This is a genomic window from Flavobacterium aquariorum, assembly GCF_003254745.1.
Taxonomy (GTDB): Bacteria; Bacteroidota; Bacteroidia; order Flavobacteriales; family Flavobacteriaceae; genus Flavobacterium; species Flavobacterium aquariorum.
Window position 1 is genome coordinate 225981 of record NZ_QKXH01000002.1, and the last position, 25861, is coordinate 251841.

General features: G+C 34.3%; 32 protein-coding genes. 16 read left to right on the forward strand and 16 right to left on the reverse strand.

Annotated features, from left to right (window positions below; genetic code table 11):
- Positions 1–26: 26 nt before the first annotated feature.
- The 3 genes from DOS84_RS03600 (at position 27) to DOS84_RS03610 (ending at position 2495) form a co-directional block, all read left to right on the forward strand.
- A complete protein-coding gene (locus tag DOS84_RS03600; protein ID WP_077370286.1) occupies positions 27–302 on the forward strand; it encodes an ATP-dependent Clp protease adaptor ClpS in 276 nt (91 codons plus the stop codon).
- A gap of 241 nt (positions 303–543) precedes the next feature.
- On the forward strand, positions 544–1815 hold the full coding sequence (locus DOS84_RS03605) for a sterol desaturase family protein (protein ID WP_111409066.1): 1272 nt from the start codon (positions 544–546) through the stop codon (positions 1813–1815).
- Between the two features lie 8 nt (positions 1816–1823).
- Positions 1824–2495 (forward strand): lysoplasmalogenase, encoded by a 672-nt coding sequence (locus tag DOS84_RS03610; RefSeq protein ID WP_111408750.1) that lies wholly within the window; start codon positions 1824–1826, stop codon positions 2493–2495.
- Between the two features lie 210 nt (positions 2496–2705).
- Here DOS84_RS03610 and DOS84_RS03615 read toward each other — a convergent pair whose 3' ends face one another.
- On the reverse strand, positions 2706–3119 hold the full coding sequence (locus DOS84_RS03615) for a DUF6691 family protein (protein ID WP_111408751.1): 414 nt from the start codon (positions 3117–3119) through the stop codon (positions 2706–2708).
- A 3-nt stretch (positions 3120–3122) separates the two neighbouring features.
- Positions 3123–3680, reverse strand: a complete 558-nt coding sequence (locus DOS84_RS03620) for a YeeE/YedE family protein (RefSeq protein ID WP_111408752.1) — start codon at positions 3678–3680, stop codon at positions 3123–3125.
- Positions 3681–3847: 167 nt separating this feature from the next.
- Here DOS84_RS03620 and DOS84_RS03625 point away from each other — a divergent pair, with 167 nt between their 5' ends.
- The 4 genes from DOS84_RS03625 (at position 3848) to DOS84_RS03640 (ending at position 7196) form a co-directional block, all read left to right on the forward strand.
- A complete protein-coding gene (locus DOS84_RS03625; RefSeq protein ID WP_111408753.1) occupies positions 3848–4300 on the forward strand; it encodes a 2-dehydro-3-deoxyphosphooctonate aldolase in 453 nt (150 codons plus the stop codon).
- 181 nt (positions 4301–4481) lie between these two features.
- Positions 4482–5300, forward strand: a complete 819-nt coding sequence (kdsA, locus tag DOS84_RS03630; protein WP_111408754.1) for a 3-deoxy-8-phosphooctulonate synthase — start codon at positions 4482–4484, stop codon at positions 5298–5300.
- Between the two features lie 22 nt (positions 5301–5322).
- Positions 5323–6237 (forward strand): hypothetical protein, encoded by a 915-nt coding sequence (locus DOS84_RS03635; RefSeq protein ID WP_111408755.1) that lies wholly within the window; start codon positions 5323–5325, stop codon positions 6235–6237.
- Positions 6238–6335: 98 nt separating this feature from the next.
- The gene (locus tag DOS84_RS03640; RefSeq protein WP_111408756.1) at positions 6336–7196 is read left to right on the forward strand and encodes a hypothetical protein; all 861 of its coding nucleotides are present in this window, start codon (positions 6336–6338) and stop codon (positions 7194–7196) included.
- Between the two features lie 42 nt (positions 7197–7238).
- On the opposite strand, the gene DOS84_RS03645 is transcribed toward DOS84_RS03640, so the two are convergent.
- A complete protein-coding gene (locus DOS84_RS03645) occupies positions 7239–7589 on the reverse strand; it encodes a DUF1801 domain-containing protein (protein ID WP_111408757.1) in 351 nt (116 codons plus the stop codon).
- A 74-nt stretch (positions 7590–7663) separates the two neighbouring features.
- On the opposite strand from DOS84_RS03645, the gene DOS84_RS03650 reads away from it, so the two are divergent.
- From DOS84_RS03650 to DOS84_RS03680, 7 genes are all read left to right on the forward strand, one after another.
- Positions 7664–8293: a hypothetical protein gene (locus DOS84_RS03650; protein WP_111408758.1), complete on the forward strand. Its 630-nt coding sequence runs from the start codon at positions 7664–7666 to the stop codon at positions 8291–8293.
- A gap of 86 nt (positions 8294–8379) precedes the next feature.
- Positions 8380–9051 (forward strand): YiiX family permuted papain-like enzyme, encoded by a 672-nt coding sequence (locus DOS84_RS03655; RefSeq protein WP_111409067.1) that lies wholly within the window; start codon positions 8380–8382, stop codon positions 9049–9051.
- 3 nt (positions 9052–9054) lie between these two features.
- Positions 9055–9351, forward strand: a complete 297-nt coding sequence (locus tag DOS84_RS03660) for a winged helix-turn-helix domain-containing protein (RefSeq protein WP_111408759.1) — start codon at positions 9055–9057, stop codon at positions 9349–9351.
- A gap of 54 nt (positions 9352–9405) precedes the next feature.
- Positions 9406–9738 (forward strand): hypothetical protein, encoded by a 333-nt coding sequence (locus DOS84_RS03665; protein ID WP_111408760.1) that lies wholly within the window; start codon positions 9406–9408, stop codon positions 9736–9738.
- 24 nt (positions 9739–9762) lie between these two features.
- Positions 9763–11133, forward strand: coding sequence for a cell envelope integrity protein CreD (gene creD, locus DOS84_RS03670; protein WP_111408761.1), 1371 nt, complete (start codon positions 9763–9765; stop codon positions 11131–11133).
- Positions 11134–12304: 1171 nt separating this feature from the next.
- Positions 12305–12508, forward strand: a complete 204-nt coding sequence (locus tag DOS84_RS03675; protein ID WP_243636314.1) for a hypothetical protein — start codon at positions 12305–12307, stop codon at positions 12506–12508.
- The gene (locus tag DOS84_RS03680; protein WP_111408763.1) at positions 12501–13049 is read left to right on the forward strand and encodes a Smr/MutS family protein; all 549 of its coding nucleotides are present in this window, start codon (positions 12501–12503) and stop codon (positions 13047–13049) included. The genes DOS84_RS03675 and DOS84_RS03680 overlap by 8 nt, the downstream gene beginning before the upstream one ends.
- A 74-nt stretch (positions 13050–13123) precedes the next feature.
- Here the strand turns inward: DOS84_RS03680 and DOS84_RS03685 are convergent, their stop codons facing one another.
- Positions 13124–14071, reverse strand: coding sequence for a hypothetical protein (locus tag DOS84_RS03685; RefSeq protein WP_111408764.1), 948 nt, complete (start codon positions 14069–14071; stop codon positions 13124–13126).
- 259 nt (positions 14072–14330) lie between these two features.
- On the opposite strand from DOS84_RS03685, the gene DOS84_RS03690 reads away from it, so the two are divergent.
- Together DOS84_RS03690 and DOS84_RS03695 are read left to right on the forward strand one after the other, a co-directional pair.
- Positions 14331–15260, forward strand: coding sequence for an EamA family transporter (locus DOS84_RS03690; protein WP_111408765.1), 930 nt, complete (start codon positions 14331–14333; stop codon positions 15258–15260).
- Positions 15257–16378, forward strand: coding sequence for a cysteine desulfurase family protein (locus DOS84_RS03695; RefSeq protein WP_111408766.1), 1122 nt, complete (start codon positions 15257–15259; stop codon positions 16376–16378). The genes DOS84_RS03690 and DOS84_RS03695 overlap by 4 nt, the downstream gene beginning before the upstream one ends.
- 1 nt (position 16379) lies before the next feature.
- Here the strand turns inward: DOS84_RS03695 and DOS84_RS03700 are convergent, their stop codons facing one another.
- The 12 genes from DOS84_RS03700 to DOS84_RS03750 form a co-directional block, all read right to left on the reverse strand.
- Entirely contained in the window at positions 16380–17351 is a 972-nt protein-coding gene (locus DOS84_RS03700; protein WP_111408767.1) for an MlaD family protein, read from the reverse strand.
- 7 nt (positions 17352–17358) lie between these two features.
- Positions 17359–18114 carry an ABC transporter ATP-binding protein gene (locus tag DOS84_RS03705; protein ID WP_111408768.1) on the reverse strand — a complete coding sequence of 252 codons (756 nt, stop codon included), beginning with the start codon at positions 18112–18114 and terminating at the stop codon, positions 17359–17361.
- 1 nt (position 18115) lies between these two features.
- A complete protein-coding gene (locus DOS84_RS03710; protein ID WP_111408769.1) occupies positions 18116–18898 on the reverse strand; it encodes an MlaE family ABC transporter permease in 783 nt (260 codons plus the stop codon).
- Between the two features lie 104 nt (positions 18899–19002).
- Positions 19003–19296, reverse strand: a complete 294-nt coding sequence (locus DOS84_RS03715; protein WP_111408770.1) for a chaperone modulator CbpM — start codon at positions 19294–19296, stop codon at positions 19003–19005.
- A complete protein-coding gene (locus tag DOS84_RS03720; RefSeq protein ID WP_111408771.1) occupies positions 19293–20201 on the reverse strand; it encodes a J domain-containing protein in 909 nt (302 codons plus the stop codon). The genes DOS84_RS03715 and DOS84_RS03720 overlap by 4 nt, the downstream gene beginning before the upstream one ends.
- 249 nt (positions 20202–20450) lie before the next feature.
- On the reverse strand, positions 20451–21512 hold the full coding sequence (locus DOS84_RS03725; protein WP_111408772.1) for a reverse transcriptase family protein: 1062 nt from the start codon (positions 21510–21512) through the stop codon (positions 20451–20453).
- Between the two features lie 158 nt (positions 21513–21670).
- Complete coding sequence (locus DOS84_RS19370) at positions 21671–21802, reverse strand: hypothetical protein (RefSeq protein WP_279386387.1); 132 nt, start codon at positions 21800–21802, stop codon at positions 21671–21673.
- Between the two features lie 185 nt (positions 21803–21987).
- The gene (locus DOS84_RS03730; protein WP_111408773.1) at positions 21988–23073 is read right to left on the reverse strand and encodes a site-2 protease family protein; all 1086 of its coding nucleotides are present in this window, start codon (positions 23071–23073) and stop codon (positions 21988–21990) included.
- Positions 23074–23154: 81 nt separating this feature from the next.
- Positions 23155–23403, reverse strand: a complete 249-nt coding sequence (locus tag DOS84_RS03735) for an acyl carrier protein (RefSeq protein WP_111408774.1) — start codon at positions 23401–23403, stop codon at positions 23155–23157.
- A complete protein-coding gene (locus DOS84_RS03740) occupies positions 23400–24575 on the reverse strand; it encodes a dihydrolipoamide acetyltransferase family protein (RefSeq protein WP_111408775.1) in 1176 nt (391 codons plus the stop codon). The genes DOS84_RS03735 and DOS84_RS03740 overlap by 4 nt, the downstream gene beginning before the upstream one ends.
- Positions 24568–25566, reverse strand: coding sequence for an alpha-ketoacid dehydrogenase subunit beta (locus tag DOS84_RS03745; RefSeq protein ID WP_111408776.1), 999 nt, complete (start codon positions 25564–25566; stop codon positions 24568–24570). The genes DOS84_RS03740 and DOS84_RS03745 overlap by 8 nt, the downstream gene beginning before the upstream one ends.
- Positions 25567–25590: 24 nt before the next feature.
- The gene (locus DOS84_RS03750; protein ID WP_111408777.1) at positions 25591–25851 is read right to left on the reverse strand and encodes a zinc ribbon domain-containing protein; all 261 of its coding nucleotides are present in this window, start codon (positions 25849–25851) and stop codon (positions 25591–25593) included.
- Positions 25852–25861: the final 10 nt, after the last annotated feature.

The following is a 25861-nucleotide window of genomic DNA, read 5'->3' on the forward strand; positions in this document are numbered from 1 at the left end:
TCAACAAAGTACAAAAACCTAAAAGCATGAGTACAATAGAGAAAGTAAAAGAAAGAACCCGAGAAGAGGAAGTTACAACCAAAAACAATGAAATAATAGTTTACAATGACGATGTAAATACATTTGATCATGTCATTGACACTTTAGTTCGTGTTTGCGGACACACTCCTATTCAAGCAGAACAATGTTCATTGATTGTACATTACAAAGGGAAATGCACCGTAAAAACGGGGGAATATGACAAATTAAGAGTACAATGCTCTAGATTACTTGAAGCTGGCTTAACTGCCGAGATAATCTAAACTATACAATACTATTTCCAAAAATTAGTTATTTATTAAACCTACTTGAGCAAGTACAATCTCAAGTAGGTTTTTTTATGTTTTCTTAATACACAACTAATTTTGAAACCAAAATTCTCGCCAACAACTCCATTACTTGATAAACTTTCATTATTGAATACGCAAAACTACCTATAAAAAAATAACAATATTAATGATATTGCCAACAATTATTTTATATTTGGATAAAAATACCCCTCAAATGGAAGAATACGGCAAAATATTAGTTTTTGTAATGCCCATTTTTTTGACTTTAATTATAATCGAAAAAATATACGGTCGTTACAAAGGAGAAGACACAGTTCCAAACATGGATTCGGTTTCAAGTATCAGTTCGGGAATGGTCAATTCGGTCAAAGATGTTCTTGGCCTTAGCATTACATTAGTTTCTTACGAATGGTTTGAAACCAAGTTTGCCATAATGCATTTAGAAGCCAATGTTTGGGCCTACATCATTGGATTTATAGTGATTGATTTTTACGGCTATTGGAGTCATCGTCTGTCTCATCAGATCAATTTTTTATGGAACAAACACGCGATTCATCACAGTAGCGAAGAATTTAATTTGGCTTGTGCCTTGCGCCAAACAGTTTCTAGCTTCGTCAATCTGTTTACCTTCCTATTGATTCCCGCAGCTCTATTGGGCGTTCCACCAAGAGTAATTGCGATAATACTGCCTATTCACTTATTTTTACAATTTTGGTATCATACCAAACATATCAAAAAAATGGGCTTTTTGGAACACATCCTTGTGACCCCCTCGCACCATCGCGTACATCATGCCATCAACCCCATTTATATGGATAAGAATCATTCGCAAATATTCATTTTTTGGGATAAACTTTTTGGCACTTTTCAGGAAGAATTAGATTCGGTTCCTCCTGTTTTTGGTATTACAAGACCAGCACAAACTTGGAATCCTTTCCGCATTAACTTCCAGCACTTGTGGTTATTGATTACCGATGCTTGGCGTGCCGAAAAATGGAAAGACAAACTCACTATTTGGTTCAAACCTACTGGCTGGCGTCCTGAAAATTTTGAAGAAAAATACCCAGTCAACAAAATAACCGATGTCTATGCCTTTGAGAAATATGGGACACAGCATTCCAATAAATTAATGTATTGGTCATTATTTCAAGCCATGTTCACTTTATTACTTATTACCTATATGTATAATTCGATTGTGATTATTGGTTTGCCAAACGTATTCGTGTACGGTGCTTTTATCTTTCTATCCGTTTACAGCTACACTGAATTGATGGATACCCGAAAAATCTCATTGCTATGGGAAACAATCCGCCTTTTTGTGGGAATAGCAATCATTGCATACTTTGGTGATTGGTTTGGCATGAATACACTTTTTCCTTTTGCCTCTTACATCATAATTGGATATCTCGTTTTATCGCTATTGGTCACGTTTTATTTTGTAAACACCAATTTTGATGGAAAAAAATCAATTGTCGCAACTTCTTAAAAAAATCTATGCAACCATCTTTACTTCTCAAAACCTTCATCGGATTTACCATTATTTATCTTGCAATCCAATTCCTTAATTTAGAAGGATTCGACATCTATATGAAACCAATTTTGCTTCCTATTTTAATGGGAGCAATTATACTTTCTGAAAGTTTTTCAACCAAAAAAATCCTTTTAACCGCGTTGACATTTTCCTGGATAGGTGATATTATTTTGCTTTTTACAGATAGAGGAGAACTCTATTTCATCTTCGGGCTAGTTGCTTTTCTTATATCGCATTTGGTTTATATTGCCCTTTTCAGCAAACAACAAAACACAAGAACCAACGATAACAAAGCCTTATTTTTGATTGGTGTTCTAGCTATTTTAGCCTATTTCGTCTTTATGATAGACACTTTGTTTCCTAAACTTGGACCTTTAAAAATTCCAGTTTTGGTCTATGCAATCGTTATTACAACTATGCTTTTCTTTGCTTTCAAAGGCAGTTTAAAATGGGCGATTCCTGCAAACAATTACATCCTTATCGGCGCGATTATATTTGTAAGTTCCGACAGTATTTTAGCATTCAACAAGTTTTACGCTCCAATTGAACACGCTTCATTTTACATTATGGCGACCTATTGCTTAGCGCAATATTTAATAGTGGCCGGAATTTTAAAGTTGAATTCCAAAGTATAAAATAATATTTAGGGAGTGCCACCATAAATAAAAATGGCCAACTCATCATGCTGGTGAGTCGGCCATTTTTCTTTGTGCTGTCGGGCTATACACGCTACTTCGGTAGCTAGTTTCTATCCCTCACTCACATATAACAAGTCATTTATCCAAAAAAAAAAGCATTTTTCGGTTTAGAGAAAATGCTTTTTTTGTTTAGAAAATTTTATATTATTAATGAGGCAACTTACTTTTTAAAGCACCATAAATAATAGTTCCAATCAGTGCCCCAATAAGCACAATAATTACAGACATAAATCCGGCTCCTATCAATATAAAAATTGGTCCTGGGCAAGAGCCCACCAAAGCCCAACCCAGTCCAAAAGAAATTCCTCCGATCCAGTATCTGGCATTGTCTTTTGGTTTTTCCTGAATTTCAATTGGAAAACCATCGATGTCTTTGATGTTATATCTTTTGATAATCTGAATACCTACAATACCTGTCGCAACAGCAACCCCAATAATTCCGTACATATGAAATGATTGAAATTGAAACATTTCATAAATACGGTACCAAGAAACCGCTTCCGACTTGGTAAGCACAATTCCAAAAAGGAATCCTACTAGAAAATATTTTAAAGTTTTCATAGTTTAAAAAAGTAAGGGTAATAAAAAGTGAGCCATAATCAATCCGCCAATGAAGAAACCAATAACTGCTTTCAACGAAGGCAGTTGCAAATTACTCAATCCCGAAATTGCATGCCCAGATGTACATCCACCTGCATAACGCGTTCCAAAACCTATTAAAATGCCGCCACCAAGAAGTATCAAGATACTTTTGGGAGATTTCCAAATTTGTTCTCCAAATAAAGCTTGAGGCATTAATTGACCATTGGGAGCATCGATTCCCATTTGAGAAAGCTGTGCTATCGTTTTTGGATTAATTGCAACATTACTTGGGTCACTCATAAAATGTACAGCAACAAAACCGCCAGCCATCGCTCCCAAAACTACCAGTAAATTCCAACGATTTGCTTTCCAGTCAAAATCAAAATACTCAATACGCTTTCCTAATCCAGTCATAGAACATAATGACTGAAGATTGGTTGACATACCAAAATTCTTTCCGAAATAAATCAGTGAAAGCATCACCATTCCGATTAAAAAGCCAGCGGCATACCAAGGCCATGTTTGAAAAATCACACTCATATAAATTTGTTTTGGCTACAAATATAAAAGGATTTTGATAAATCCATCAATTCAGCTGGTTTTTGACAAAAATTTATAAGGATTACAGCTGGTTTTTGATAATCGAGTAAAGTTCTTTTTATATTTGTGGTAAGAAATACATCACTTTAAAAATTTAAACTCTCAAAATGAAAAAAATAGCCTTATTCATAACGGTACTCCTACTACTCGCTTCATGTGGAAGTGTTAAATCTTCTTTGAAAAACGTAGACAATAATGCTCCGATGCCTGTTGTGGGTAAAAATAATGCCTTCATAATTACTCAATACAGTAAAGACAAAAAATACGGTTACAATAAAGACTACCCTATTAATATTTTTTACAAAGGCACCAAAAACGACACCATCAACCAAAAATATTTCATGAACGCTTTGGCAGGACCAAAGGGAGAAAAAATAACTTACAAAAAACTGGAAAACTGCTGCCCTTTTCCAACCAAAACAAGCGATATGGGTGCTGGATTTTTGGATGTTTACGAATTAAATTGGGAAGGTTTGAAAAAGCCAATCATCTTGTACTTGAACATCTACGAAAGAGGTCAATTGATGGTTCCGGTAGGTCTTAGTTTGAAGAAAATATAATCAAAACCACTACTGCCCTAGCCCCGATAGAAGTGGAAATCCCACGCTTTTGGGCGTGGATTGCAACGAATAGCAGGAAATAGCTCCAAATTGCAGCTATTTCTCTTCTAAAAATAATTAGGAAATCTAATTAGGAAATCGCAAAATCGAACTACCTTTGCACTTTCAAAAAAAACACAATATGAACATACACAATATTCCACAAATCAAACATACTGAGAGTGATAACTTCTTTTTATTGGCTGGTCCATGTGCCATTGAAGGCGAAGAAATGGCAATGCGAATTGCAGAAAAATTAGTTGGTATCTCTGATAAATTACAAATTCCTTTTGTTTTCAAGGGATCTTTTAAGAAAGCAAATCGTTCTAGAATAGATAGTTTCTCTGGAATTGGAGATGAAAAAGCACTTAAAATACTGGAAAAAGTATCTAAAACTTTTGGTGTACCAACCGTTACAGATATCCATACTAATGAAGATGCCGCAATGGCTGCCGAATATGTGGATGTATTGCAAATTCCGGCTTTCCTTGTTCGTCAAACTGATCTAGTGGTGGCTGCTGCCAATACCGGAAAAATAGTAAACTTGAAAAAAGGACAATTCATGAGTCCGGAAAGCATGAAACATGCGGTTCAAAAAGTATTAGACTGTAATAATCAAAACGTGATGGTGACTGATCGTGGTACTATGTTTGGCTACCAAGACATGATTGTAGATTACCGCGGTATTCCTACGATGCAACAATATGCTACAACTGTTCTGGATGTTACCCATTCATTACAACAACCAAACCAAACTGCTGGCGTGACTGGAGGAAGACCGGATATGATTGAAACTGTTGCCAAAGCTGGTATTGCTGTTGGTGTAGATGGTATTTTTATTGAAACGCATTTTGACCCAGCAAATGCTAAAAGTGACGGTGCTAACATGTTGCACTTGGATTACTTTGAGCCATTGATGAACAGATTGGTTGCCATTAGAAAAACAATTAATCAATTTTAATTTAACATAGAATACCAATACATTGAAAACATTTTTTTTTTACGCCTCATTTTTAGTTCTTTTTTTATCAATTAATACTTTTGCCCAAGGAGATATCCCCACTACCGAAAGATTTACTGCACACAATAAAGGCAAATTCTTTATTTCATGGGGTGGTAACAGAGAGAGCTATACTGAATCTGATGTAAACTTCAGAGGAAAAGATTACAACTTTACAGTTGATAATATGGTTGCTCACGACAAACCAAAAGGTTGGCATATTGATTACGTGAATCCTGCTAACATGACAATTCCTCAAACTAACTTTAGAATGGGATATTTCATTAGCGACCATTACAGTGTTGCTATTGGTTGGGATCACATGAAGTATGTAATGAGCCAAGCTCAAACGGCTAATGTAACTGGGTATATTAATTTACCTGCTGATCAATCTGGATCTATTTACAACGGAGTTTATAATAATACTCCTGTAGATATGTCTCAAGGTAATGCTCAGGAAGGTGGTTATGAGAAAAATGTTGCTCAGCCAAATGGTACTGCTTTTTTAATGTACGAACATACAGATGGTTTGAACTATGTTAATACTGAGGTTTCCCGACATGACGATATTTCGAAATTATTTAAATTACCAAATACAGATAAAATTCAGATTAACTTAACTGAAGGTTTAGGAGCCGGACTTTTATATCCAAAAACAAATGCTACTGTGTTAGGAATGCCTCGTCATGATGATTTTCATATTTCTGGATATGGTTTGTCTGCAAAAGCGGGGATTAACTTTACGTTTTTCAAATATTTCTATATACAAGGTGAGCTTAAAACGGGTTACATCAACATGCAAGATATTAGAACAACAACAAGTAGTGATGATAAAGCTTCGCAAGATTTCTTCTTTTTCCAAAGAATTATTGCTTTTGGAGGTATTTTTAGATTATAAAATACTCTCACACAAAATCAAAATCTCCTGCGGGAGATTTTTAGTATAAGATAGATTTTAGTTGCTTTAATAAAAAATATTAATCAAATTTAAAGACATTGAAAACAAAAATTTTACATACTGCTTTTTTAGTACTTTTCTTTATTGCTAATGCTTTTGCTCAAGACAGTACGCCATCAAACACACTATATACTGCCCACAATAAAGGAAAGTTCTTTGCACATTGGGGAGGAAATAGAACTTATTACACTACTTCTGATTTACATTTTGAAGGAGAAGGATACAATTTTACAGTAGAAAATGCGCAATCTCATGATTTACCAAAAGGCTGGAATATTGATTATGTTAAACCAGGAAGCTTAACTTCATCACAGACCAATTGGAAAATTGGGTATTTTATCCATGACAAATTTAATGTTTCCATTGGGGTTGATCATATGAAATATGTGATGACTCAAAATCAAACAGCGATGGTTAATGGCACTATTAATTTACCTTTGACTGAAGCGGGTTCTCAATTTAACGGAACGTACAATAACGAACCAATAGATTTAACTGACGGCAAATTTTTAAAATTTGAACATACAAATGGATTAAATTATGTCTTTACCGAAGCAGCTTATTACACTGATATCTCTTCAATTTTTGGAATTACAAATACTGATATATTTCAACTAAATTTCACACAAGGATTAGGACTGGGATTAATGGTTCCAAGAACTGACGCTACAGTATTACAAAAACAAAGACATGATGAGTTTCATATTTCAGGATATGGTTTTTCTGCTGATGCTGGTTTAAATTTCACTTTCTTCAAACATTTTTACATGCTAACCGAATTAAAAGGCGGCTATATTAACATGACAGATGTTAGAACTACTTATACTGGTGATCATGCTCAACATCATTTTTGGTACGGAGGAACAATCGTCTCTTTCGGAGGCATCTTTAGACTTTAATTAAACCTCAAAATAGTCATAAAATCTCCTTCGGGAGATTTTTTATTTATATAATGTCACAGCTTCCTTTATCACATCAACCAAAATAGCATTGTCAATATCCTCTAAATTATAATACCGAAGCGACTTAACTGTATTCCTCTTTTCCCCCACAAGATAATCTTGGTTTCTTGCTAATTGAAATCCTCTAGCAAAACCGGCATCAACAAATCCCTTTTTATGGTTTGGAGCCAAATAACAAAACATCTTTTTCTTATAATAAAAATAAGGGATTCCCCATTTAAAAAGCAAGACCAATTCAGGGATTTCCCGTTCGAACACACTTATTAAATGCAAAAGAATTGATCTGACCTTTTCGGGTTGCCGATAGATATATTCATCTGTAATCTTCATCCAATAAAAATAATTAAAAAGTATTGTTTTTCTTGAATTTTATTATTTACTTTGTAATTCAAAGTACTTTTTATATGGACGATAAATATTTACAAGACATCAGCGAGATTAAAAGCATGATGAATAAATCCTCTCAGTTTATATCTTTAAGCGGTTTAGGTGGAATAATGGCAGGCATATATGCCTTGATAGGTGCTTTTATAGCCCATGTATTAATTGAAAACAACAACAATAATTATGGCACAGGTAATTACGACAAGATTATCACTTTAGAAAGCCATACTTTCAAACTAATCGTTTTGACTGCACTTGTAGTATTAGTTTTGTCAATAGCCACAGCCATATTACTAACCTATAACAAAACAAAAAGAGGAGGTGAAACAGTATGGAATAGCAGTTCAAAGAGACTGTTAACCAACTTCATGATTCCCCTGGTAACCGGTGGGATTTTTGGCTTGTTATTATTGCGAAATGGAAGCTATGGATTGATTGCTCCAGTAACTTTGATTTTCTACGGTTTGTCCTGTGTAAATGCAAGTAAATATACACTTCGGGATGTGCGTTATCTAGGCATCACAATTATCATAATAGGGCTTTTGGCTACCGAATTCTCAGGATACGCATTAGAATTTTGGGCATTGGGATTTGGAATCTGTCATATCGTTTATGGAAGCATGATGTATTTTAAGTACGATAGAAATTAGAAAAGGAATGTAGAATTCAGACTGCAGATTGTGAAATTTAAAGTATAGAGAATCCGATGTAAAATATGGAGCCAAAAAGAGAAAACATGAAAAAAACAAAATATATTTTTGCCATAATTACCTTTTTGATGAGTTTTGGATGTGCATTATTCATTGCTAATTCAATGTTTGGAAATATTCTTTTTGGTACACGACCTGTCTCCATTTTAGATAAAATAAAAGAAGGCGACATGATTTTTCAAACTTCTGAATCCAAACAATGTGAAGCCATAAGAATAGCAACAAATTCTAAATTTTCCCATTGTGGTATTGTATTTATTGAGAAAGGTGAAAAATATGTTTTTGAAGCGGTACAACCCGTAAAATACACGCCACTAGAAAATTGGATTACACATGGAAAAGAGAATCATTTTGTAGTAACCAGAGTAAAAAATGCATCTACACTTTTAGGTTCGGAAACTTTACAAAAGATGAAAAATTATGCAAAAGGATTCAACAACAAAGACTATGACAACTATTTTGAATGGTCTGATGATAAAATATATTGCTCAGAATTGATTTGGAAAATATACAAAAATGGTGCTGGAATCGAACTGTGTCCTCTTCAAAAATTAAAAAATTTTAATTTAAGAGATACCCGAGTACAAGAAATACTGGCAGAAAGATACGGAAATAAAATCCCTCTTGAGGAAAACGTTGTTGCTCCATCAAATTTGGAACAATCCAAAATAATAACCACCATAATTGACACATACTAAGACTTGAAAAACATTATTCAAAATATAAATAAAGCATTTGACCACCGCATACGACTTGGAATCATGTCGGTTTTGATGGTCAATGAATCGGCAGATTTTAGTACTTTGAAAGAATTATTAGGAGTTACCGACGGTAATTTGGCAAGTCATACCAAAGCCTTGGAACTGGAGAGCTACATCGCCATCGAAAAACAGTTCATTGGAAAGAAACCAAATACTAGCTACAGAGCTACCAAAGATGGTCGCAAAGCATTTCAAGATCATATTGATGCACTCGAAAAATTAATACAGAAACGATAATCTATTTTTTTAATCACTTACTTTGAAATTCAAAGTACTTTAAAACTTAAAAACATGCAAACTACCTTAACACAAGAAGAGCCTTTTGATGGCAGGACTTCAACAGAACTCGCCATTGGATGCTTTACAATTGGAACGCTTTTTTTCATTCTTTTTCTAACGCTACAGGACACTTCATTTGTTTTAATCATTGGATTTATCTTCATGATTATGGCAATATTTCTCAATGCAATAATGTTCTGCCATCTCTTATATCATTTTTACATTTTACCCCAACAACGGAAATACATTGGGCTAAAAATTCTAATTCTATTGGGTAACATCCCCATTGCATTTCTGTATTACATCATTATAAACTATTTCGCATCTGCAAATTCACCTTTCTAATCAAATAACTTTAATAAACAAAAAATGGAAACTCAAGAAAATCAAAACTCAGCCCCTACCTCTTTTTTTCAATCTATTTTTCAATCAACGACTGCCAAAATGTTGATGGTAGGATTCCTAACTCTCATTTTGCTCATTCCACTGGAATTTGTCAAAAATTTGATTCAAGAACGCTCTAACCGTCAGGAAGAAGTTATCTCCGAAATCAATGACAAATGGGGTGAAAGTGTCTATTTTTATGGTCCAATCCTAAAAGTACCTTATACCGTTTTTGAAGAAACCTTGTCCATTAACCAAAAAACGAATGAAACGGTAAAACAGCAAAAAGCAATTACCAAATACTCCTATTTCTTCCCGGAAGACTTGAAAGCCAAATCCAACGTTATCACCAAATTACTAAATAGAAACAACTATGAATCGGTAGTGTATAGTTCCAAAATGAATTTTGAAGGGAATTATATTCAGCCCGATTTTAGCAGTAAAAACATTTCAACCGAAAACATTCAATGGAATAAAGCTACCATATTGATAAAAAACACAAACTTAAAAAGTATCAAAGACGAGGTAAAAATAAATTTTGGAGGTAATAAAATGACATTTGAACCTGTTTACAGCGCTAACATTACCGATTCAACCCAAGCACTGGAAACTGGTTTTATAGACTTAAAAAGCACCTTAAAGACAGACAAAACCAGCTTTAGTTTCGACATCACCTACAATGGAAGTAAGCAAATAAAAATGGTTCCGATTGGTAAAACAACGCAGTTAAGCATGCAATCCAATTGGGCTTCACCAAGCTTCATCGGTAATTTTCTTCCTGATGACAAAACCAAAAAAATCGACAACAACGGTTTTGTGGCCAACTGGAAAATTCTACACATCAACAGGCCATTTTCACAACAATTCTTTGAAATTTTACCTGATTTAGGAACCTATGCCTTTGGTGTTGACTTTGTGATTCCAGTAAACCAATACCAACAAAATGAAAGAGCCGCGAAATATGGCTTTCTGGTGATTGGCCTAACGTTTCTGATTTTCTTTCTAATCCAATCCATCAGCAAAATCAAGATTCATATTTTCCAGTACACTATGATTGGGTTAGCGTTGATTTTATTTTACACCTTGCTCATTTCCATAACCGAACACAGCAGCTTCACGAAAGCCTATCTAATCGCCGCAACAGCAATCATAACATTGATATCGCTATACTCCGTTTCTATTTTAAAAGACAACAAATTCCCCATGTTCATCGCAGCATCACTCAGCGGACTTTATACTTTTATCTATGTCATCATTCAACTGGAAAACTATGCGTTATTGGTGGGAAGTATAGGTTTGTTTGCTATCCTTGCAGCAGTAATGTACTTTTCCAGAAAAATAGATTGGAACAAATAAATTCTTATCCTAAGCACATTCGAAAGAAGGAACTAATCCTCCTATACGTAGTAATCCACGCCTAAAAGAGTGGAATTTCCAGTGCAAACGTGGTTCACTGGACTCCAATTATATTAAAAATTTAGTGAAGTAATAAGGGCTAGAACATTTATTTTTATAAGAGCTTTTTATTAATAATTAAATATACTGAAAGCTCCTTTTTAACAAACAAAAAAGCCACAAAGTAGAACCTATTACTTTGTGGCTTTTTGCTTAAATTACTCCTTTTACTGTGTGGCTCAGTTTAAGGAATTCGTTGAATTGTACTTTGCAAAGCTGACTACAAACTGAATTTATTACCATTCAATTCTACGTCGTTTAAATCATGATTTCTTATCGCTAAGATTTTTGGTTTATTTTATTCGCAAAGGAGATTAGCAGTACTAAAAGTAAAATTCCTGCAACAATACCTAATTCTAAAATTAAATGCATTTTGGATTTTTTTTATGTTAGACTTTACGATTTTATTAGCTGTTGTGAATGCAAAAAGAATCGCTTTTCTATTCGAAAATACTTTATAATCAACACAAATCATCTAATAATTCAAAGTTAAAAAAAATAAGATTATATCAAAATATTGTCGATGAAATACACTTTTTTTGAAAAAATAAACGAATTAATCTTACGCAATAACCACAGTGCTTTATGTCGTTTTTGTTTTAATCACCTTTTCGTACAGTACACAAAAATCGATAGTACGAAATAACTGATGTATTCATTGTCCAAAATAAAATTTGATTATCCTAATAACAATATTGATTTTCAAATCGTTACTTTTTTCCTTTATGCGAAGATTTTTATACCTAGCTAATTGCAGAATGATGAGAATATAATTTACAAATCCATTTTTTTAAAATGAAATTATATTCCCAATTTTCATTTTAAAAAAACCTGTTTCAAGGCATTTTTACACAAGGGATTGCGCCGATATTCCATCTCGTTTCTTCTATGATACGGATAAAACCAAAAGCCCGACCCTATTGCGAAAAACAAGGGAGCTACAAGCGAGATTTTCACAACAGGTAACGCCATAGCAAGATTATACATTTTAGATGCTTTACCCTTGGTTTTGATTCTTTTCTATCATAACACTATTAATTTTCATCACAATAACTCAAAAAGTTTAGTATTTTTGAAAACTGAAAATGAAATGATGAAAAAATTTATGATTTTACTGATGGTTTTGGCCATCGGTGTTGCTTTATATGAGCAAACAAGTGCTGATAAAAATGTATATGTGATGGTTATCGCCATTGTCATTTTTATGATGGGAATGATGAAGTTGAGCAGTAAGACTCCGAGTAAAAATCAAGATAAAGAAGAAGATAATGTTTAGTAAAGGTGATAAAGTTTCTGTTCTCGATGAAGCGGTTGACGGTGTTGTTGTGTCGGTCAAAGACAAGGTGGTCACTATTGAAACAGTTGATGGTTTTGTGATGAATTTTGCTGCCAATGAGCTCATCAAAATAGGAGAATCTGCCAACTTGATGGAAGAAATAAAAGGTATCAACATCAATGAAATAAAGAAAGAAAAGGAAATTCCAAAACCTCGAAGCTTTGTAAAAGAGAAGAAAGACAAGCATGAATTGCCTGTACCTGAATTTGATTTACATATCGAGAAACTGGTACCCAATAAACGTGGGATGTCAAATTACGATATTTTGACTCTACAGTCTGAAACCGCTAAACGCCATATTGAATTTGCGATTCGCAATCGGATTCCAAAAATTGTTTTCATTCACGGTGTGGGTGAAGGTGTCCTGAAAGCCGAATTGGATTTTCTTTTTGGACGTTATGACAATATTGTTTTTCAGGATGCCAATTATCAAAAATATGGCGCGGGTGCAACCGAAGTTTATTTTAAACAGAACAAATAACTATCATTTAAATTAATAAAAAACGTCAATGCTGGAAATTCAAGCATTGACGTTTTTTTTATTTCAAAATTCTTTTATGATTTGATGGTTTGCAGCTCTCCGTATTTATAACTGGTTCCCAATTGAAAATTATTAGTATCTTTTTCAAGGGTTACATTCTTAAGAATAATGGTATGTTTGAAAGTATTTGGTCCACTTGTGGTAGTAGTGACTTCTATAATACCCCCTGCTTTTCCTAACCATGTTTGATTAACTGTAGGTAGTAATGGATCTGTCGCCTGGCAAAAATAAGATTGTGGTACAACGCCATTAAATAAACGGTAAACTAATTTGTTTTGGGAAAGTCCTATTACTCCAGTTCTTGGAGAACCAACAGGAGTAACCTCATTTGCAATTAAGGTTGGGTCAATATTTAATGTAAAAGCCTCGCTTTCGGTAAAATCATATACTTGCCCATTCGCACATATATTCAAAAGCCCCTGAAAACCAAAAGGCAATGGGTCCACAGTTTTTAAATAATCCCCAAAAGGAAAAGTTTCATAAAACTGGGTCGTGCCATCAGGTTTTGTGAAAGTGATATTTTGGAAAATAATATTATTATTGTATCCTGTTATTCGAGTACTGTTATCTGTTTCGTTCAATTTCTTTACAGCAGTAGTTGTAATTTGAATGATACCCGAAGATGCTTCCCATTGATTTTTTATATTGGGAGTAGCCGGAGGAATTAAATCACATATATTTCCGATCGCTACTTTACCATCATAAAAATTATATACCACCTGATTTGTACTATTAATGTCTAATTTTATCGGGGCATTCACAGGTGTAGGGTTCTCTATAAAAGTTTCTTCTGGAATATTTAAAATTAAAGATTCACTTTCTTTGAGTTTAAAAATAAGATTATTATCAGAACAACTGCTTGCGGTTACATCCGAAAAATCAATAGTATCCACTATTAAATCACCATCATCACAGCCCGAAAAAGCAAATACACAAATCAAAATTCCTAAAAATCGTTTCATTATTTTTTATTTTGAACAAAAATAGAATTTTTAATTTGTTTCTTAAACTTTACGAACCGAAAAGGTTTATTTTAACACAGGATTTTAAAAGTTTCTAAGTTACTGAGAACCTAAGTTTCTAAGTTTTAAAATTGCTGATTATCTAAATATAAATTCTCTTATTATTAATTTTTGAGTCTTAGTTACATAGAAACTTAGTCTCTTAGCATCTCTATTAAGCTACAGAATTCCTTATCTTTGTGGCGAATTTTACTTTTCGATGAAAAAACACAAATACTATTTCGCCGCTTTTTCAGCATTTTTTATCTGGGGTTTCTTTAGTCTTGCCTTAAAACCAATATCAAGTTATCCTTCTTTGGATATTTTGTTCTATCGCGTTTTTTTTAGCGTACTGACGATGACGGCAATAAATCTTATTTTTAGAAAAAAGAATATCCGTAAAAACTGGAATGATTTTTCAGCAATGTCATCAAAAAAGAAAAGAAGTATACTTGTTTTAACTCTTTTGGGAGGTATGATTCTGGCTTCCAATTGGTTTATTTTCATTTATGTTGTCAACCATGTAAGTGTAAAAGCTGGCTCACTCGCCTACTTGATCTGTCCTATTTTGACGACTGTTTTTGCTTTCTTTCTACTTCACGAAAAACTGGGTAAATGGAAATTGTTAGCAGTTTTCATAAGTATTGTAAGTTGCACTTTATTGTCTCTAAATCATTTTCAGGACATTTTTTATAGTTTGGCCGTAGCGGCAACTTATGCCTTATACTTGGTCAGTCAACGCAAGAACAGCGAGCTTGACAAGTTTCTTGTTTTGAACATACAGTTACTTTTTATTGCCTTGTTAATTTTACCTTTTTATCCAAAATACAGTGGTGTAATCCCAACGGAGCCTTTATTTTATACTTGTCTATTTTGCATTGTCGTGTTTTTTACGATTGTTCCGCTTTTCTTAAATTTGTATGCTTTAAAAGGTATAAACTCATCGACTGTAGGCATACTGATGTATATCAATCCAATAATCAATTTTACCTTAGCCATATTTTACTTTAAAGAACAGGTCACTTTGCTTCAAATGTTTTCTTATTCTCTAATTTTGATTTCAATCATTGTTTTTAATAAGAACATAATTTTTGGCAAAAAACACAAATCCAAAGTAATTGCTGAGAGTTCAAAATCTATATTAAAATGAAAAAAGTATATCTCGATAACGCTTCCACTACTGCACTTCATCCAGAAGTGATATTGGAAATGACCAAAATATTGACCGAAGATTACGGCAATCCCTCCTCTACGCATAGTTTGGGAAGAAATGCCAAAAGCATCCTTGAACTTTCTAGAAAATCAATTGCAAAACAAATAAACGCTTCCGCAGCCGAAATTATTTTTACTTCCTGCGGCACTGAAGCCAATAACTGGATTATGCGTTCCGCCGTGAAAGATTTGAAGGTAACCCGCATTATCACCAGCAAAATAGAGCATCATGCGGTATTGCATACCGCCTTGGCACTACAAAATGAATATGCCATCCAAGTGGATTTTGTAAAAATTAAACCAAATGGAGAAGTGGACTTAACGCATTTGGTTGAATTATTATCAGAAGAAAGAAAGACTTTGGTTTCCTTAATGCATGTTAATAATGAAACGGGAACTATTTTGGATCTTGATCGAGCAACTCAAATCTGTATGGAAAATCATGCTTTATTTCACTCAGATACAGTACAATCCATAGGAAAAACCAAAATTGATTTGCAACATACCCTAATCGATTTTGTCGTTGCAAGCGCACATAAATTTCATGGGCCAAAAGGTGTTGGTTTTGCTTTTGTTAGAAAAAATTCAGGGTTACAACCCTTGTTTTTTGGTGGTGAGCAAGAAAAAGGACAACGACCGGGAACCGAGGCCTTACATCAAATTGCAGGAATGGCAAAGGCATTAGAGCTTTCTTATACCAATTTAGATAAAGACAGAAATTATATATCTGATTTAAAAAGGTACTTATTACAACGATTAAAAGCTGATTTCCCAAATTCCAAAATTAACGGAGAAAACACTTTTTACAATATTGTCAATGTGACTCTACCATTTACAGCTGATAAAACTTCGATGATAGTATTCAGTTTAGACATGAAAGGAATTGCAGTTTCAAGAGGCAGTGCCTGTCAATCTGGTAGTATTAGACCTTCACATGTTTTGGCCGAAATATTAAGCCAAGAAGACCTAAAAAAACCAAGTTTACGAATTTCATTGAGCCATTTTAATACCAAGGAAGATATTGATTTATTAATTGAGGGATTAAAAGCCATATAATTCAATTGGCCTTTTTTTGGGCTTTTTCTTGTTTTTTAAAATAGCCCTTCAATAAAAAACTATGTTTCATCGCTTCAAGATCTTCATTCAACAGAAGAGTCGCTTTATTTAAATTTGTTATAGTGGAATCTATTTTTTTGACTAAACTAGGGTCATTCGACAAATAATTGATTGCACCTTTTCCGTTTTTGATATTCAAAATTGTGCCATTTAAATTGGCAACCACATTGTTAATCTCTTGACTGGATTGATCCAGATTGCTTACTATTGTTTTAATATTTTTAGCAACTGCAGGATCATTTAAAACTCCAATAACACTATTTTTATCTCCCAAGGCTGCTACTATTCTATTTAAATTCTCGACCGTTTCAGTGGTTCCTTTGGTTGTCAATTTGAGATAATTCATTGTTCTTTTCAAATCAGATGCCATAAGAGTATCGTTGACAAGTGTCCCTAAAGTTCCTTTTCCTTGAGTGATTTCCTTTGTGATTTTTAGCAAATCTGCGGTGAGTAAAGCCGCATTTTTATTGGTTACACTCAATGTGTTCAATAATTCCTCCGTACGAACACGATCTGAGGATTGTATCATGTCCCCAGGTTGAATTTGAGGTTGATTTCCCTTCCCTGGTATTATGTTAATAACCATACTTCCAACCAAACCATCAGAACCTATGCTCGCCAAAGCATTTTTTTTAATATGTGGAAAAATAGATTTATCAATAATCATATCTACATTGATAGTCGTATCATTTATCATATCTATAGCTCGAACTGTTCCAACATTAACTCCAGAATAACGGACATTATTGCCTAATTGTAATCCATTAACATTACTAAAAACGGCTGTTATATGATCCGTACTCCCAAACATTTTTTGCTTATTGCCAATAAAATAAACAACAAGAACGAAAAGCGTCAATCCTGTAATAACAAAAAATCCCAATTTAATTTTCTCTGAAGCAGTTTTTTCCATTTTTAAACTATTTAAAGAATGCTTGCACTTTTGGATCCTTAGAGCTTAATAAAGCTTCAAAAGTTCCTTCGGCATAATTAATCCCGTCTATTAATAAAATCATACGATTTGAAATCATTCTAGCACAATCCACATCATGCGTTATAATTATAGATGATGTATTGTATTTTTTTTGAACAGATACCATTAGCATTAAAATTTCTTTTGAGGTAATTGGGTCCAATCCTGTTGTAGGCTCGTCGTATAAAATAATTTTTGGTTTCAAGATTAAGGTTCTGGCCAAAGCAATTCTACGTTTCATCCCACCCGAAAGTTCATTGGGCATCAGATTCATTGTATTTGCCAATCCCACACTTTCTAAAGCTTCCATAACCAAGGGGGTTGTATCTTTAATGACTCCAAATTTTTTGGTGTGTCGCCGCAAAGGAAATTCAAGATTTTCCCGCACCGACATTGAGTCATATAATGCACTCCCTTGAAAAAGAAAACCTACTTCAGTTCTGAGTTCATCAAGCGCTTCGCGAGAAAGTTGTTTGATATCTTTTCCCATTACTTCAATACTTCCTGAATCCGGTTCTTCCAATCCTATGAGGCATTTGATCATCACGGATTTTCCAGATCCCGATTTTCCCATGACCACCAAATTTTCTCCTTGAAATAATTCTAGATTAAATCCATCCAAAACACAATTCTCACCAAAGCTTTTTTTCAAATCTTTGATTACAACAATGGCTTTTGTGTTTGTACTATTTAATTCTATCATATTAGACATCATAAAAAATATTAGCTACAAAAACAGCAATAAAATCAATTATAAAAAGCAACATCGATGAAAACACAACAGCAGAATTGGCCGCTAACCCAACTCCTGCTGTTCCTTTTTTGCAATAATATCCTTTAAAACAACCAACTAATCCTATTGCAAAACCAAAAAAAAATGTTTTTATGGTAGAAGGGATGACATCAAAAAATTCTAGATGATTGAAAACCTGAGTGAAATATAACAATAGCGACACATCCCCTTTTAAGTTTTCGACCAAAAAGGAACCCAAAAGTGCCACACCATCTCCAATAAAAACCAAAATTGGCAACATCAAAGTGGTTGCTAAAATTCTAGTAACCACTAAATATTTGAAAGGATTGGTTCCTGAAACTTCCATCGCATCTATTTGCTCGGTCACACGCATGGAGCCCAATTCAGCTCCGATTCCTGAGCCAATTCTCCCTGCACAAATCAAAGCTGTTATGATTGGACCTATTTCTCTTATAATGGAAACACTTACCATAGCCGGAATCCAAGAAACCGCACCAAACTGCTGCAAAGTAGGACGAGATTGCAAAGTAAAAACCAATCCAATAATAAAACCCGTTACTCCTACTAGCAATAAAGAACGGTTCCCCATATTATAGCATTGTCGGAGGAATTCTTTAAATTCTAATGGCGGCTTGAAAACTTCTTTGAAAAAACGACCTGCAAAATCCGAAAGCTCACCAATTTCAAGGAGAAAATTTTTGAATGCCTCAATGATTCTTAGAATAGTGTTCATTCCATTTTTATGATTAATTTCTATTACGAATGCTACTCAACTTTACAAATAATACATCAATTTATAATGTATTACTCGTTACAAGATGAATTATATCATGCTTTTTAATTCTCAAATAATCGAAGTCGGTTATTGGTTGCAATTAATTCTTTTTGCAAATGATCTATTTTTTGCAAAAGATTAAAAACAACATCAATCCCTTCGGGATTTACATTCAATTCGTTGTGTAACCTAATCATTCGCTCCAAATTATGCATTTGATTTTCGTGAATATAAGGCGATTGTTCCATGATCTCAATTTCTAACAAGCCCAAATCATGAAGATGGTTAAAAAATGAAAGCTCTACTTGATAGTAAGAGCTAATTGTTTGCAAAAGGATTCTGTTATCGGTTTTCATATTGTTCTAAGCTTAGCCAGTTCCGCAAATAACTCTTTTTCTCTATGTGTAAGGTTTGTCGGCAATAAAATTTGATACGAAATATATAAATCCCCATACTCCCCTTCTCTTTTATAAACAGGAAAACCTTTACATTTTAGTTTTACTTTAGTGCCGTTTTGTGTACCGGGTTTGACTGTTAATCTTACTTTCCCGTCAAAGGTATTAGCAGTGATTTCGCCTCCTAAAATCGCTGTATACAAATCCAAATCGACCGTTGTATACAAATTATGTTTGTCCAATTTAAAATTGGTGTGATTTTCGATATTAAAAGTAAGATACAAATCGCCTTTTGGTCCTCCATTGGCTCCTTCACCTCCTTGGCCTGGTATCTTTATAACCTGACCGTTTTCAACACCGGCAGGAATGGTTAGGCGTATGTTTTTCCCGTTGACAGTGAGCGTGCGTTTGTGAGTAGTATAAACATCTTTTAAGTCCAAATTCAATTCGGCATTAAAATCCTGTCCTTTAAATGCTGTACTTCTGCGGCTTCCTCTTTGTCTACCACCACCAAACATCGATTCAAAAAAATCCGAATAGTCTCCACCACCAGAAAACCCTCCAAAACCACCAAATTGACCACCAGAATATTGTTGTTGCTGTTGCTGTTGTTGCCTTCTGGCTTTTTCATATTCTGCGCCTTGTTCCCAATTTTCGCCATACTGGTCGTATTTTTTGCGATTCTCAGGATTGCTCAAAACCTCATTGGCTTCATTGAGTTCTTTAAATTTTTTCTCCGCTTCTTTATCGTTGGGATTTAAATCGGGATGGTATTTACGCGCTAATTTTCGGTACGCTTTTTTTATGTCCGCTTCAGATGCGCTTTTATCAATTTCTAATACTTTATAATAGTCTATAAATGCCATTTCCACTTCTTTTATCTAATTTAGACATCGTGTGAATTCCTGTTTTGAGTAATTAAGAAAAAACAGAAACAATAACTTAAATCGAAATAATTTTACTCTCAAATTTAGTTATTTTTTTGCTACCATTAGGAATTAAGATTTACTAAATGATACACATATTTGTGCCATAAAGAGCAAAAAGCTCTAGAGTAAATTCGCAATCTTATAAAGCATAATACAAAGCGCCCGATTGTTGAAGCAACCCTTTTTTTAAATTAGCGAAGGGCTGGCATTTTTTATTCCCAATTCATTTTTCTTCTTTAAATCAATCAAAAAATCTTTGTAATTCTTATATTCATTATCATTAGGGTTTATTTGAAGGACAAAATTTACTTTGCCTAACAAATGTTCCAAATAGTTTTTTTGCACAATCTCCTTATACTCCTGATGCTCTTTGAGTCCAAATTTTTTAATATAATAGAGCGCCTGTCTTAATGCATTTCGTTTATGGGCGACAACCTGTGGTTTTTGGTTTACCACAATGCCCGTTACAGTTTGTCGGGTATTGGGTGTCATGAGTTTTGTTTTGGTGTTGTTGATTTTAAAACCCAAACTTTCTATAATATCTGTGACTTTTCCCAACAGCATTTTTTCATCAAAATCGCCCGAAAAACTCAAGTCATCAGCATATCGGGTATATCTGATTTCTCTTTGTCTGCAAAAATCAAAAATCAAGGCATCTGCCGATTTAAAAATTAAATTTGAAAGATAGGGACTCGTTGGCGCTCCCTGTGGCAAAGAATCCTCCTTGGTGCATAATTTAGACAATATGTTTGCCATATATTTTGAATAACCCAAATTGAGAAAAACATTTTGGGTTGCTTTCATTTTTATGGAAGGAAAAAAATTTTCCAAGTCAAGTGTCAATACTTTAGGTTGATTTCTATGAAATTTCAGGTTTTCTATAATTCTAGCTTTTGGTTTATAGGCCTTGGCAACAGGACTAACGGGAATTTTATAAAGGATATTTTTAAGAATCCAAAGTTGGATTTCTTTTAAACTCGGAAGCGGTTCAGAGATAAGTCGCTTGGTTCCATTTCTTTTTGTTATTTCAAAATTTCTATAAAAATTGTCGCCGTATGTACTCGCTTTCTTGAGATATTCTTTTTTGTATCCCACCAGCTGGCCCAAATGGGAAATATTATAAATAACCGGAACATTATTTGAAAACAAAACAGCTGCATAATCCAAACAACGGACTACATTCTGTTCCGAATAGCCCAATTTTAGAGCTTCTTTTGAAAAATTATTACGGTATTGTTCAAAATCCATAACATAAAATCATTAATGGAGTGTGGAAATATACATCCCACACCCCAATTAAGAAACAGGTTTAAAAGGTCGTAGCTCCGCGGAGATCTTTTAAAGCCTGTGCTTGAAAAAGCATTCAATTACAGAGCAATGACTCACGGCTCCGTTGTTAGCCTACACTAACAGCTCTTTGGGAAATGGCCAAAAAACAATTCCTTTTGATTGGGCACAAAAATTACTTTCTTACTCAATTTTGAAATTTTATTTTTGGTGTCTTTTTGAATCCATTCCTCATATTTTTTATTTTTCATTGCAAAAAATGTTTTACATAACACAAATATTAAAATATTCAAAATCAATATTTTATACAATAAATTTACAAAAAAAATGTAAAATATTATATATAAAAATGACTATTTTTTTGCTAATAATTAACTCTTATTTAAAGTGTCATCTTTCAGTTTCATTAAATAATTTCCTTTAAATTTTCCTTAATTTATTTTACTTTTATTGAGTTTATCACCACAAATTCAGAGAGAATATCCGCATCTAAAATTCCAATAAGTAGATTCTCTTTTTTCACAAGTAAAACAGTTGATTTGTTTTCATATATGCTATCAATTATATTTTCTAACGGTGCACTTGCATCAATATAAAGTAAATTTCTATCCATCACATTGTAGATATATTCCTCATTTCCTTTCTCGGAAAGAGCCTTTATAATGTGTTTTTTGCATAAAACTCCAACAACAGTATCATTTTGTGTTACCAAAAACTTTTTGTGTTCACTATTCAAAATAATTGCAATCGCTTTTTTTAATTTCTCGTCCGCAGCAATAGTTTGATACTCTTTCATAGCTACATCCCCTGCCGTATATCCTTTGAGTGAATTTTTGAAGTTTACCGATTCCGCTTCTATTTGAGCCGAAAAAATAACAAAAAAACCAATCAAAACCAAAACAGGATTAGAAATTATTCCTATAAAAATAAAACCAATCGCAATAAATTGACCAATTCGAGCTGCAATCATTGTAGCTGTTTTTCGATCTAATTTAAATGCCAATAATGCTCTCAAAATGCGACCGCCATCCATTGGAAAAGCAGGAATCAAATTAAAAAATGCCAATGTTATATTTACAATATAGAAATTTAAAAAAAAATTTTGCGAATTTATTCCATTGCCTAATTGAGACAATAATTTCTCTGAATCTAGAGGTATTAAAACAAAAAATTGTGTTATAGCAGCCAGCATTAAATTTACGATAGGTCCTGCAATTGCCACGAATAATTCTTCAACCGGTTTTTCTGGTAATCGCTCCAAACGCGCAATTCCACCAATGGGCAAAAGAGTGATACTTTTGGTATTTATGTTATATTTCTTTGCCATTAAAGCATGTCCCAATTCATGCAGAAGAACAGTTATAAAAACACATAAAATGAATAGTATTGACCATGCTATTTGCCCTGGACTTTGTCCATTTTTATAATTTATAACAACAATAAATGCAATCAGCAAAACAAATGTCCAATGCATAAATATGCCGATACCTGATATGGTTCCAAGTCTTAACAAACCTTTCATTTTATTTTATTTCATTAAAAAATACCATTTATCATTCAAAATACATCTTCTCTTTTATCGCATTTTATCAATCATTATAGATCAAACACCCATTTTATTTTTGATATAACCAACTAAATCATTTAACGTATTCGTTTTTCCATAATCTTTCTCCGGTATTTCAATTCCCAACTTTTCGCTTATGGCAATGATGAATTGCAAAGCATCAAAAGAATCTATCCCCAGTGTTTCCCGAATATTTTCTTCTGGTTTCAATGCTGAAGGTTCCGTATCCGGAGCTATTTTTTTCAATAACTGAAAAATATTTTTTTTAATCTCGTCTTCATTCATAACAATTCCGGTTTTTGTAAATTTTCAGATAAAACATTTAAAAAACGGCTTCCCGTAAGTCCATCGGTGGCACGATGGTCACCGGCCAAAGTAGCATTAACCACAGTCCGAATACCCAACATTCCGTTTTCGGCAAAGGGCTGTTCCGAAATGCTTCCAAAACCAATGATGGCAACTTGTGGCGGATAAATTACACCAAAAACTGAATCGGCACCACGGTCACCCATACTGGTCAGGGTAATTGTCCCATCACTCAATTCTGAACTTCTCAATTTCATGGCCCTTGCTCTTGGGATAAGATCATTTAATGCTTCCATGATCTCATCAACTGTTTTTAAATCAGCCTGATGAATTGCGGGAACCATAATTCCGCCATTATGCAAAGCAACCACAAAACCAATGTTAATATCCTTTTTGGTGTGCAATCCATTTTCCCAAACTGCATTCAAATCCGGGAAATCTACCAACGATTTTGCAATGGCTTTTATAAACAAAACAACGGGAAGTAATCGCGCCTGTACCTTTCTCTGTTGATTCGCTTCCTGCAGCCATGCCAACGCTTTGGTCAAATCTATTTTTTTTTCCAAATAATAATGTGGGATTTCCTTATTGGATTTGCTCATTGCGGCGGCTATCGCAAAACGTATTGCTTCGGAATCCGTAGCTGTTTTTTCTGTTTTTAATATCGTTTGCTCTTTATCTATTGTATCCCGTTGTTCTATGGCATGCTCCACATCTTCTTTGGTAATCACCCCGTCGTAGCCACTCCCTTTTATTTGCTTGATATCGATATGATGGTCTTCCGCGATTCTTTTGGCCAGTGGAGAAGCTTTTATGTGGCTTTCCTCGGCTGTTTCCCGTGGCATAACTTCTGTTACTTTTTTCTCGATCGGATGCAATTCAATTGGTTTTTCTTTTTTTGTTTCTAAAGGGACTCCAATCGGGCTAATCAAAGCCATTATTGTCCCTACAGGCACTTTGGTTCCTTCCTTAATCAATATTTTTTCTATAATGCCTTCCTCAAAAATTTCAATTTCAATGAGTCCTTTTTGTGTTTCCACTTCGGCAATAACATCCCCTCGTTTCACTGAATCGCCAATTTTTTTCTTCCATTCAATCAGTGTACCGTCTTCCATATCTGCGCCCAAACTAGGCATTAAAAACTCACCCATGTCTTAACATTTTTTTAATGGCATTTACAATATCCTGTTTTTGGGGAACAGCGGCTTCTTCCAAATGGGCGGGGTACGGCATAGGCACCTCAACTCCACAGAGCCTTTGTACTGGGGCATCCAAATCATAGAATTTTTTTTCCATGATACGGGAACTCACTTCAGAAGAAACACTTACCGAGCGCCAAGCATCTTCCACAATAATTACGTGATGTGTTTTGGCCACAGAAGCGAGATAAGTAAAGTCATCCAATGGTCTCAAAATCCGTAAATCAATCACTTCTGCATCAATTCCAACTGTAGCCAATTCGGCGGCAGCCTCAAGACTTTTATAGACTCCCGTTCCATAGGTAATGACCGTAATGTCTTTTCCTTTTCTCAGCACTTTTGCTTTGCTGATATCAACTATGGGAGACTCGATATCTATTTCCTTTTCTAGATTCAGCATCGACGTATATTCAAATAACACTACCGGATCCGGGCTTTGCAATGCCAAACGCAACATACCTCGAGCATCTTCATGAGTGCCTGCGGATAAAACAATTAATCCCGGAATATGGGCATAAAAGGACTCCCAACTATGTGAATGCTGTGCTCCTAATTGTCTGCCTATACCATTTCCCATTCGGATAACAAGCGGTACATGCAATTGTCCGCCTGACATATGTTGCAATGTTGCCGCATTATTCACGATTTGATCCATGGCCAATAAACTGAAATTAACGGTCATTACCTCAACAATGGGTTTCATCCCGGCTATTGCCGCACCAATTCCTGCCCCCACAAAACCCGCTTCGGAAAGAGGAACATCCATAATGCGCTCCTCGCCAAATTCCTGCAATAAGCCTTTGCTCACAGCAAAAGCACCTCCGTAACGTCCCACATCCTCACCCATCAAAAAAACGTCTTGGTCATTTTGCAACGCTTCGCGAAGGCCTTGTTTTAAGGCTTCCCGATACGTAAGGGTAGTTTTCATAACAGGATTTTCCATGGATAGCTATTTTTATTAAACGGTTTAATTTTTTTTCCACCGATTTAAACCTGGCAGTATATTTATCGCTTTTTGAATAGCGTATTCATGCTGTTCCAATTTTTTCATTTGGTTTTGCACATTACTTTTCATGTCCTCCAAATTCATTTTGGGATGCTTGAATGCTCCATTTTCGTAACAGTATTTGCAATACTCATTACTTTTTTGACCGTCCTTTTCGGTTCCTTTTACGTCATCTGAGTCAAGTGGCATACCGCAACTTTGACAGATTGCTTTATTTTCCATGATTCTATTT

Bases quoted from the DNA above. Each gene is read 5' to 3' on its own strand.
- DOS84_RS03600 (WP_077370286.1), top strand. From the start codon at position 27: ATGAGTACAATAGAGAAAGTAAAAGAAAGAACCCGAGAAGAGGAAGTT.
- DOS84_RS03605 (WP_111409066.1), top strand. From the start codon at position 544: ATGGAAGAATACGGCAAAATATTAGTTTTTGTAATGCCCATTTTTTTG.
- DOS84_RS03610 (WP_111408750.1), top strand. From the start codon at position 1,824: ATGCAACCATCTTTACTTCTCAAAACCTTCATCGGATTTACCATTATT.
- DOS84_RS03615 (WP_111408751.1), bottom strand. From the start codon at position 3,119: ATGAAAACTTTAAAATATTTTCTAGTAGGATTCCTTTTTGGAATTGTG.
- DOS84_RS03620 (WP_111408752.1), bottom strand. From the start codon at position 3,680: ATGAGTGTGATTTTTCAAACATGGCCTTGGTATGCCGCTGGCTTTTTA.
- DOS84_RS03625 (WP_111408753.1), top strand. From the start codon at position 3,848: ATGAAAAAAATAGCCTTATTCATAACGGTACTCCTACTACTCGCTTCA.
- kdsA (WP_111408754.1), top strand. From the start codon at position 4,482: ATGAACATACACAATATTCCACAAATCAAACATACTGAGAGTGATAAC.
- DOS84_RS03645 (WP_111408757.1), bottom strand. From the start codon at position 7,589: ATGAAGATTACAGATGAATATATCTATCGGCAACCCGAAAAGGTCAGA.
- DOS84_RS03650 (WP_111408758.1), top strand. From the start codon at position 7,664: ATGGACGATAAATATTTACAAGACATCAGCGAGATTAAAAGCATGATG.
- DOS84_RS03655 (WP_111409067.1), top strand. From the start codon at position 8,380: ATGAAAAAAACAAAATATATTTTTGCCATAATTACCTTTTTGATGAGT.
- DOS84_RS03665 (WP_111408760.1), top strand. From the start codon at position 9,406: ATGCAAACTACCTTAACACAAGAAGAGCCTTTTGATGGCAGGACTTCA.
- creD (WP_111408761.1), top strand. From the start codon at position 9,763: ATGGAAACTCAAGAAAATCAAAACTCAGCCCCTACCTCTTTTTTTCAA.
- DOS84_RS03680 (WP_111408763.1), top strand. From the start codon at position 12,501: ATGTTTAGTAAAGGTGATAAAGTTTCTGTTCTCGATGAAGCGGTTGAC.
- DOS84_RS03685 (WP_111408764.1), bottom strand. From the start codon at position 14,071: ATGAAACGATTTTTAGGAATTTTGATTTGTGTATTTGCTTTTTCGGGC.
- DOS84_RS03690 (WP_111408765.1), top strand. From the start codon at position 14,331: ATGAAAAAACACAAATACTATTTCGCCGCTTTTTCAGCATTTTTTATC.
- DOS84_RS03695 (WP_111408766.1), top strand. From the start codon at position 15,257: ATGAAAAAAGTATATCTCGATAACGCTTCCACTACTGCACTTCATCCA.
- DOS84_RS03700 (WP_111408767.1), bottom strand. From the start codon at position 17,351: ATGGAAAAAACTGCTTCAGAGAAAATTAAATTGGGATTTTTTGTTATT.
- DOS84_RS03705 (WP_111408768.1), bottom strand. From the start codon at position 18,114: ATGATAGAATTAAATAGTACAAACACAAAAGCCATTGTTGTAATCAAA.
- DOS84_RS03710 (WP_111408769.1), bottom strand. From the start codon at position 18,898: ATGAACACTATTCTAAGAATCATTGAGGCATTCAAAAATTTTCTCCTT.
- DOS84_RS03715 (WP_111408770.1), bottom strand. From the start codon at position 19,296: ATGAAAACCGATAACAGAATCCTTTTGCAAACAATTAGCTCTTACTAT.
- DOS84_RS03720 (WP_111408771.1), bottom strand. From the start codon at position 20,201: ATGGCATTTATAGACTATTATAAAGTATTAGAAATTGATAAAAGCGCA.
- DOS84_RS03725 (WP_111408772.1), bottom strand. From the start codon at position 21,512: ATGGATTTTGAACAATACCGTAATAATTTTTCAAAAGAAGCTCTAAAA.
- DOS84_RS19370 (WP_279386387.1), bottom strand. From the start codon at position 21,802: ATGAAAAATAAAAAATATGAGGAATGGATTCAAAAAGACACCAAAAAT.
- DOS84_RS03730 (WP_111408773.1), bottom strand. From the start codon at position 23,073: ATGAAAGGTTTGTTAAGACTTGGAACCATATCAGGTATCGGCATATTT.
- DOS84_RS03735 (WP_111408774.1), bottom strand. From the start codon at position 23,403: ATGAATGAAGACGAGATTAAAAAAAATATTTTTCAGTTATTGAAAAAA.
- DOS84_RS03740 (WP_111408775.1), bottom strand. From the start codon at position 24,575: ATGGGTGAGTTTTTAATGCCTAGTTTGGGCGCAGATATGGAAGACGGT.
- DOS84_RS03745 (WP_111408776.1), bottom strand. From the start codon at position 25,566: ATGGAAAATCCTGTTATGAAAACTACCCTTACGTATCGGGAAGCCTTA.
- DOS84_RS03750 (WP_111408777.1), bottom strand. From the start codon at position 25,851: ATGGAAAATAAAGCAATCTGTCAAAGTTGCGGTATGCCACTTGACTCA.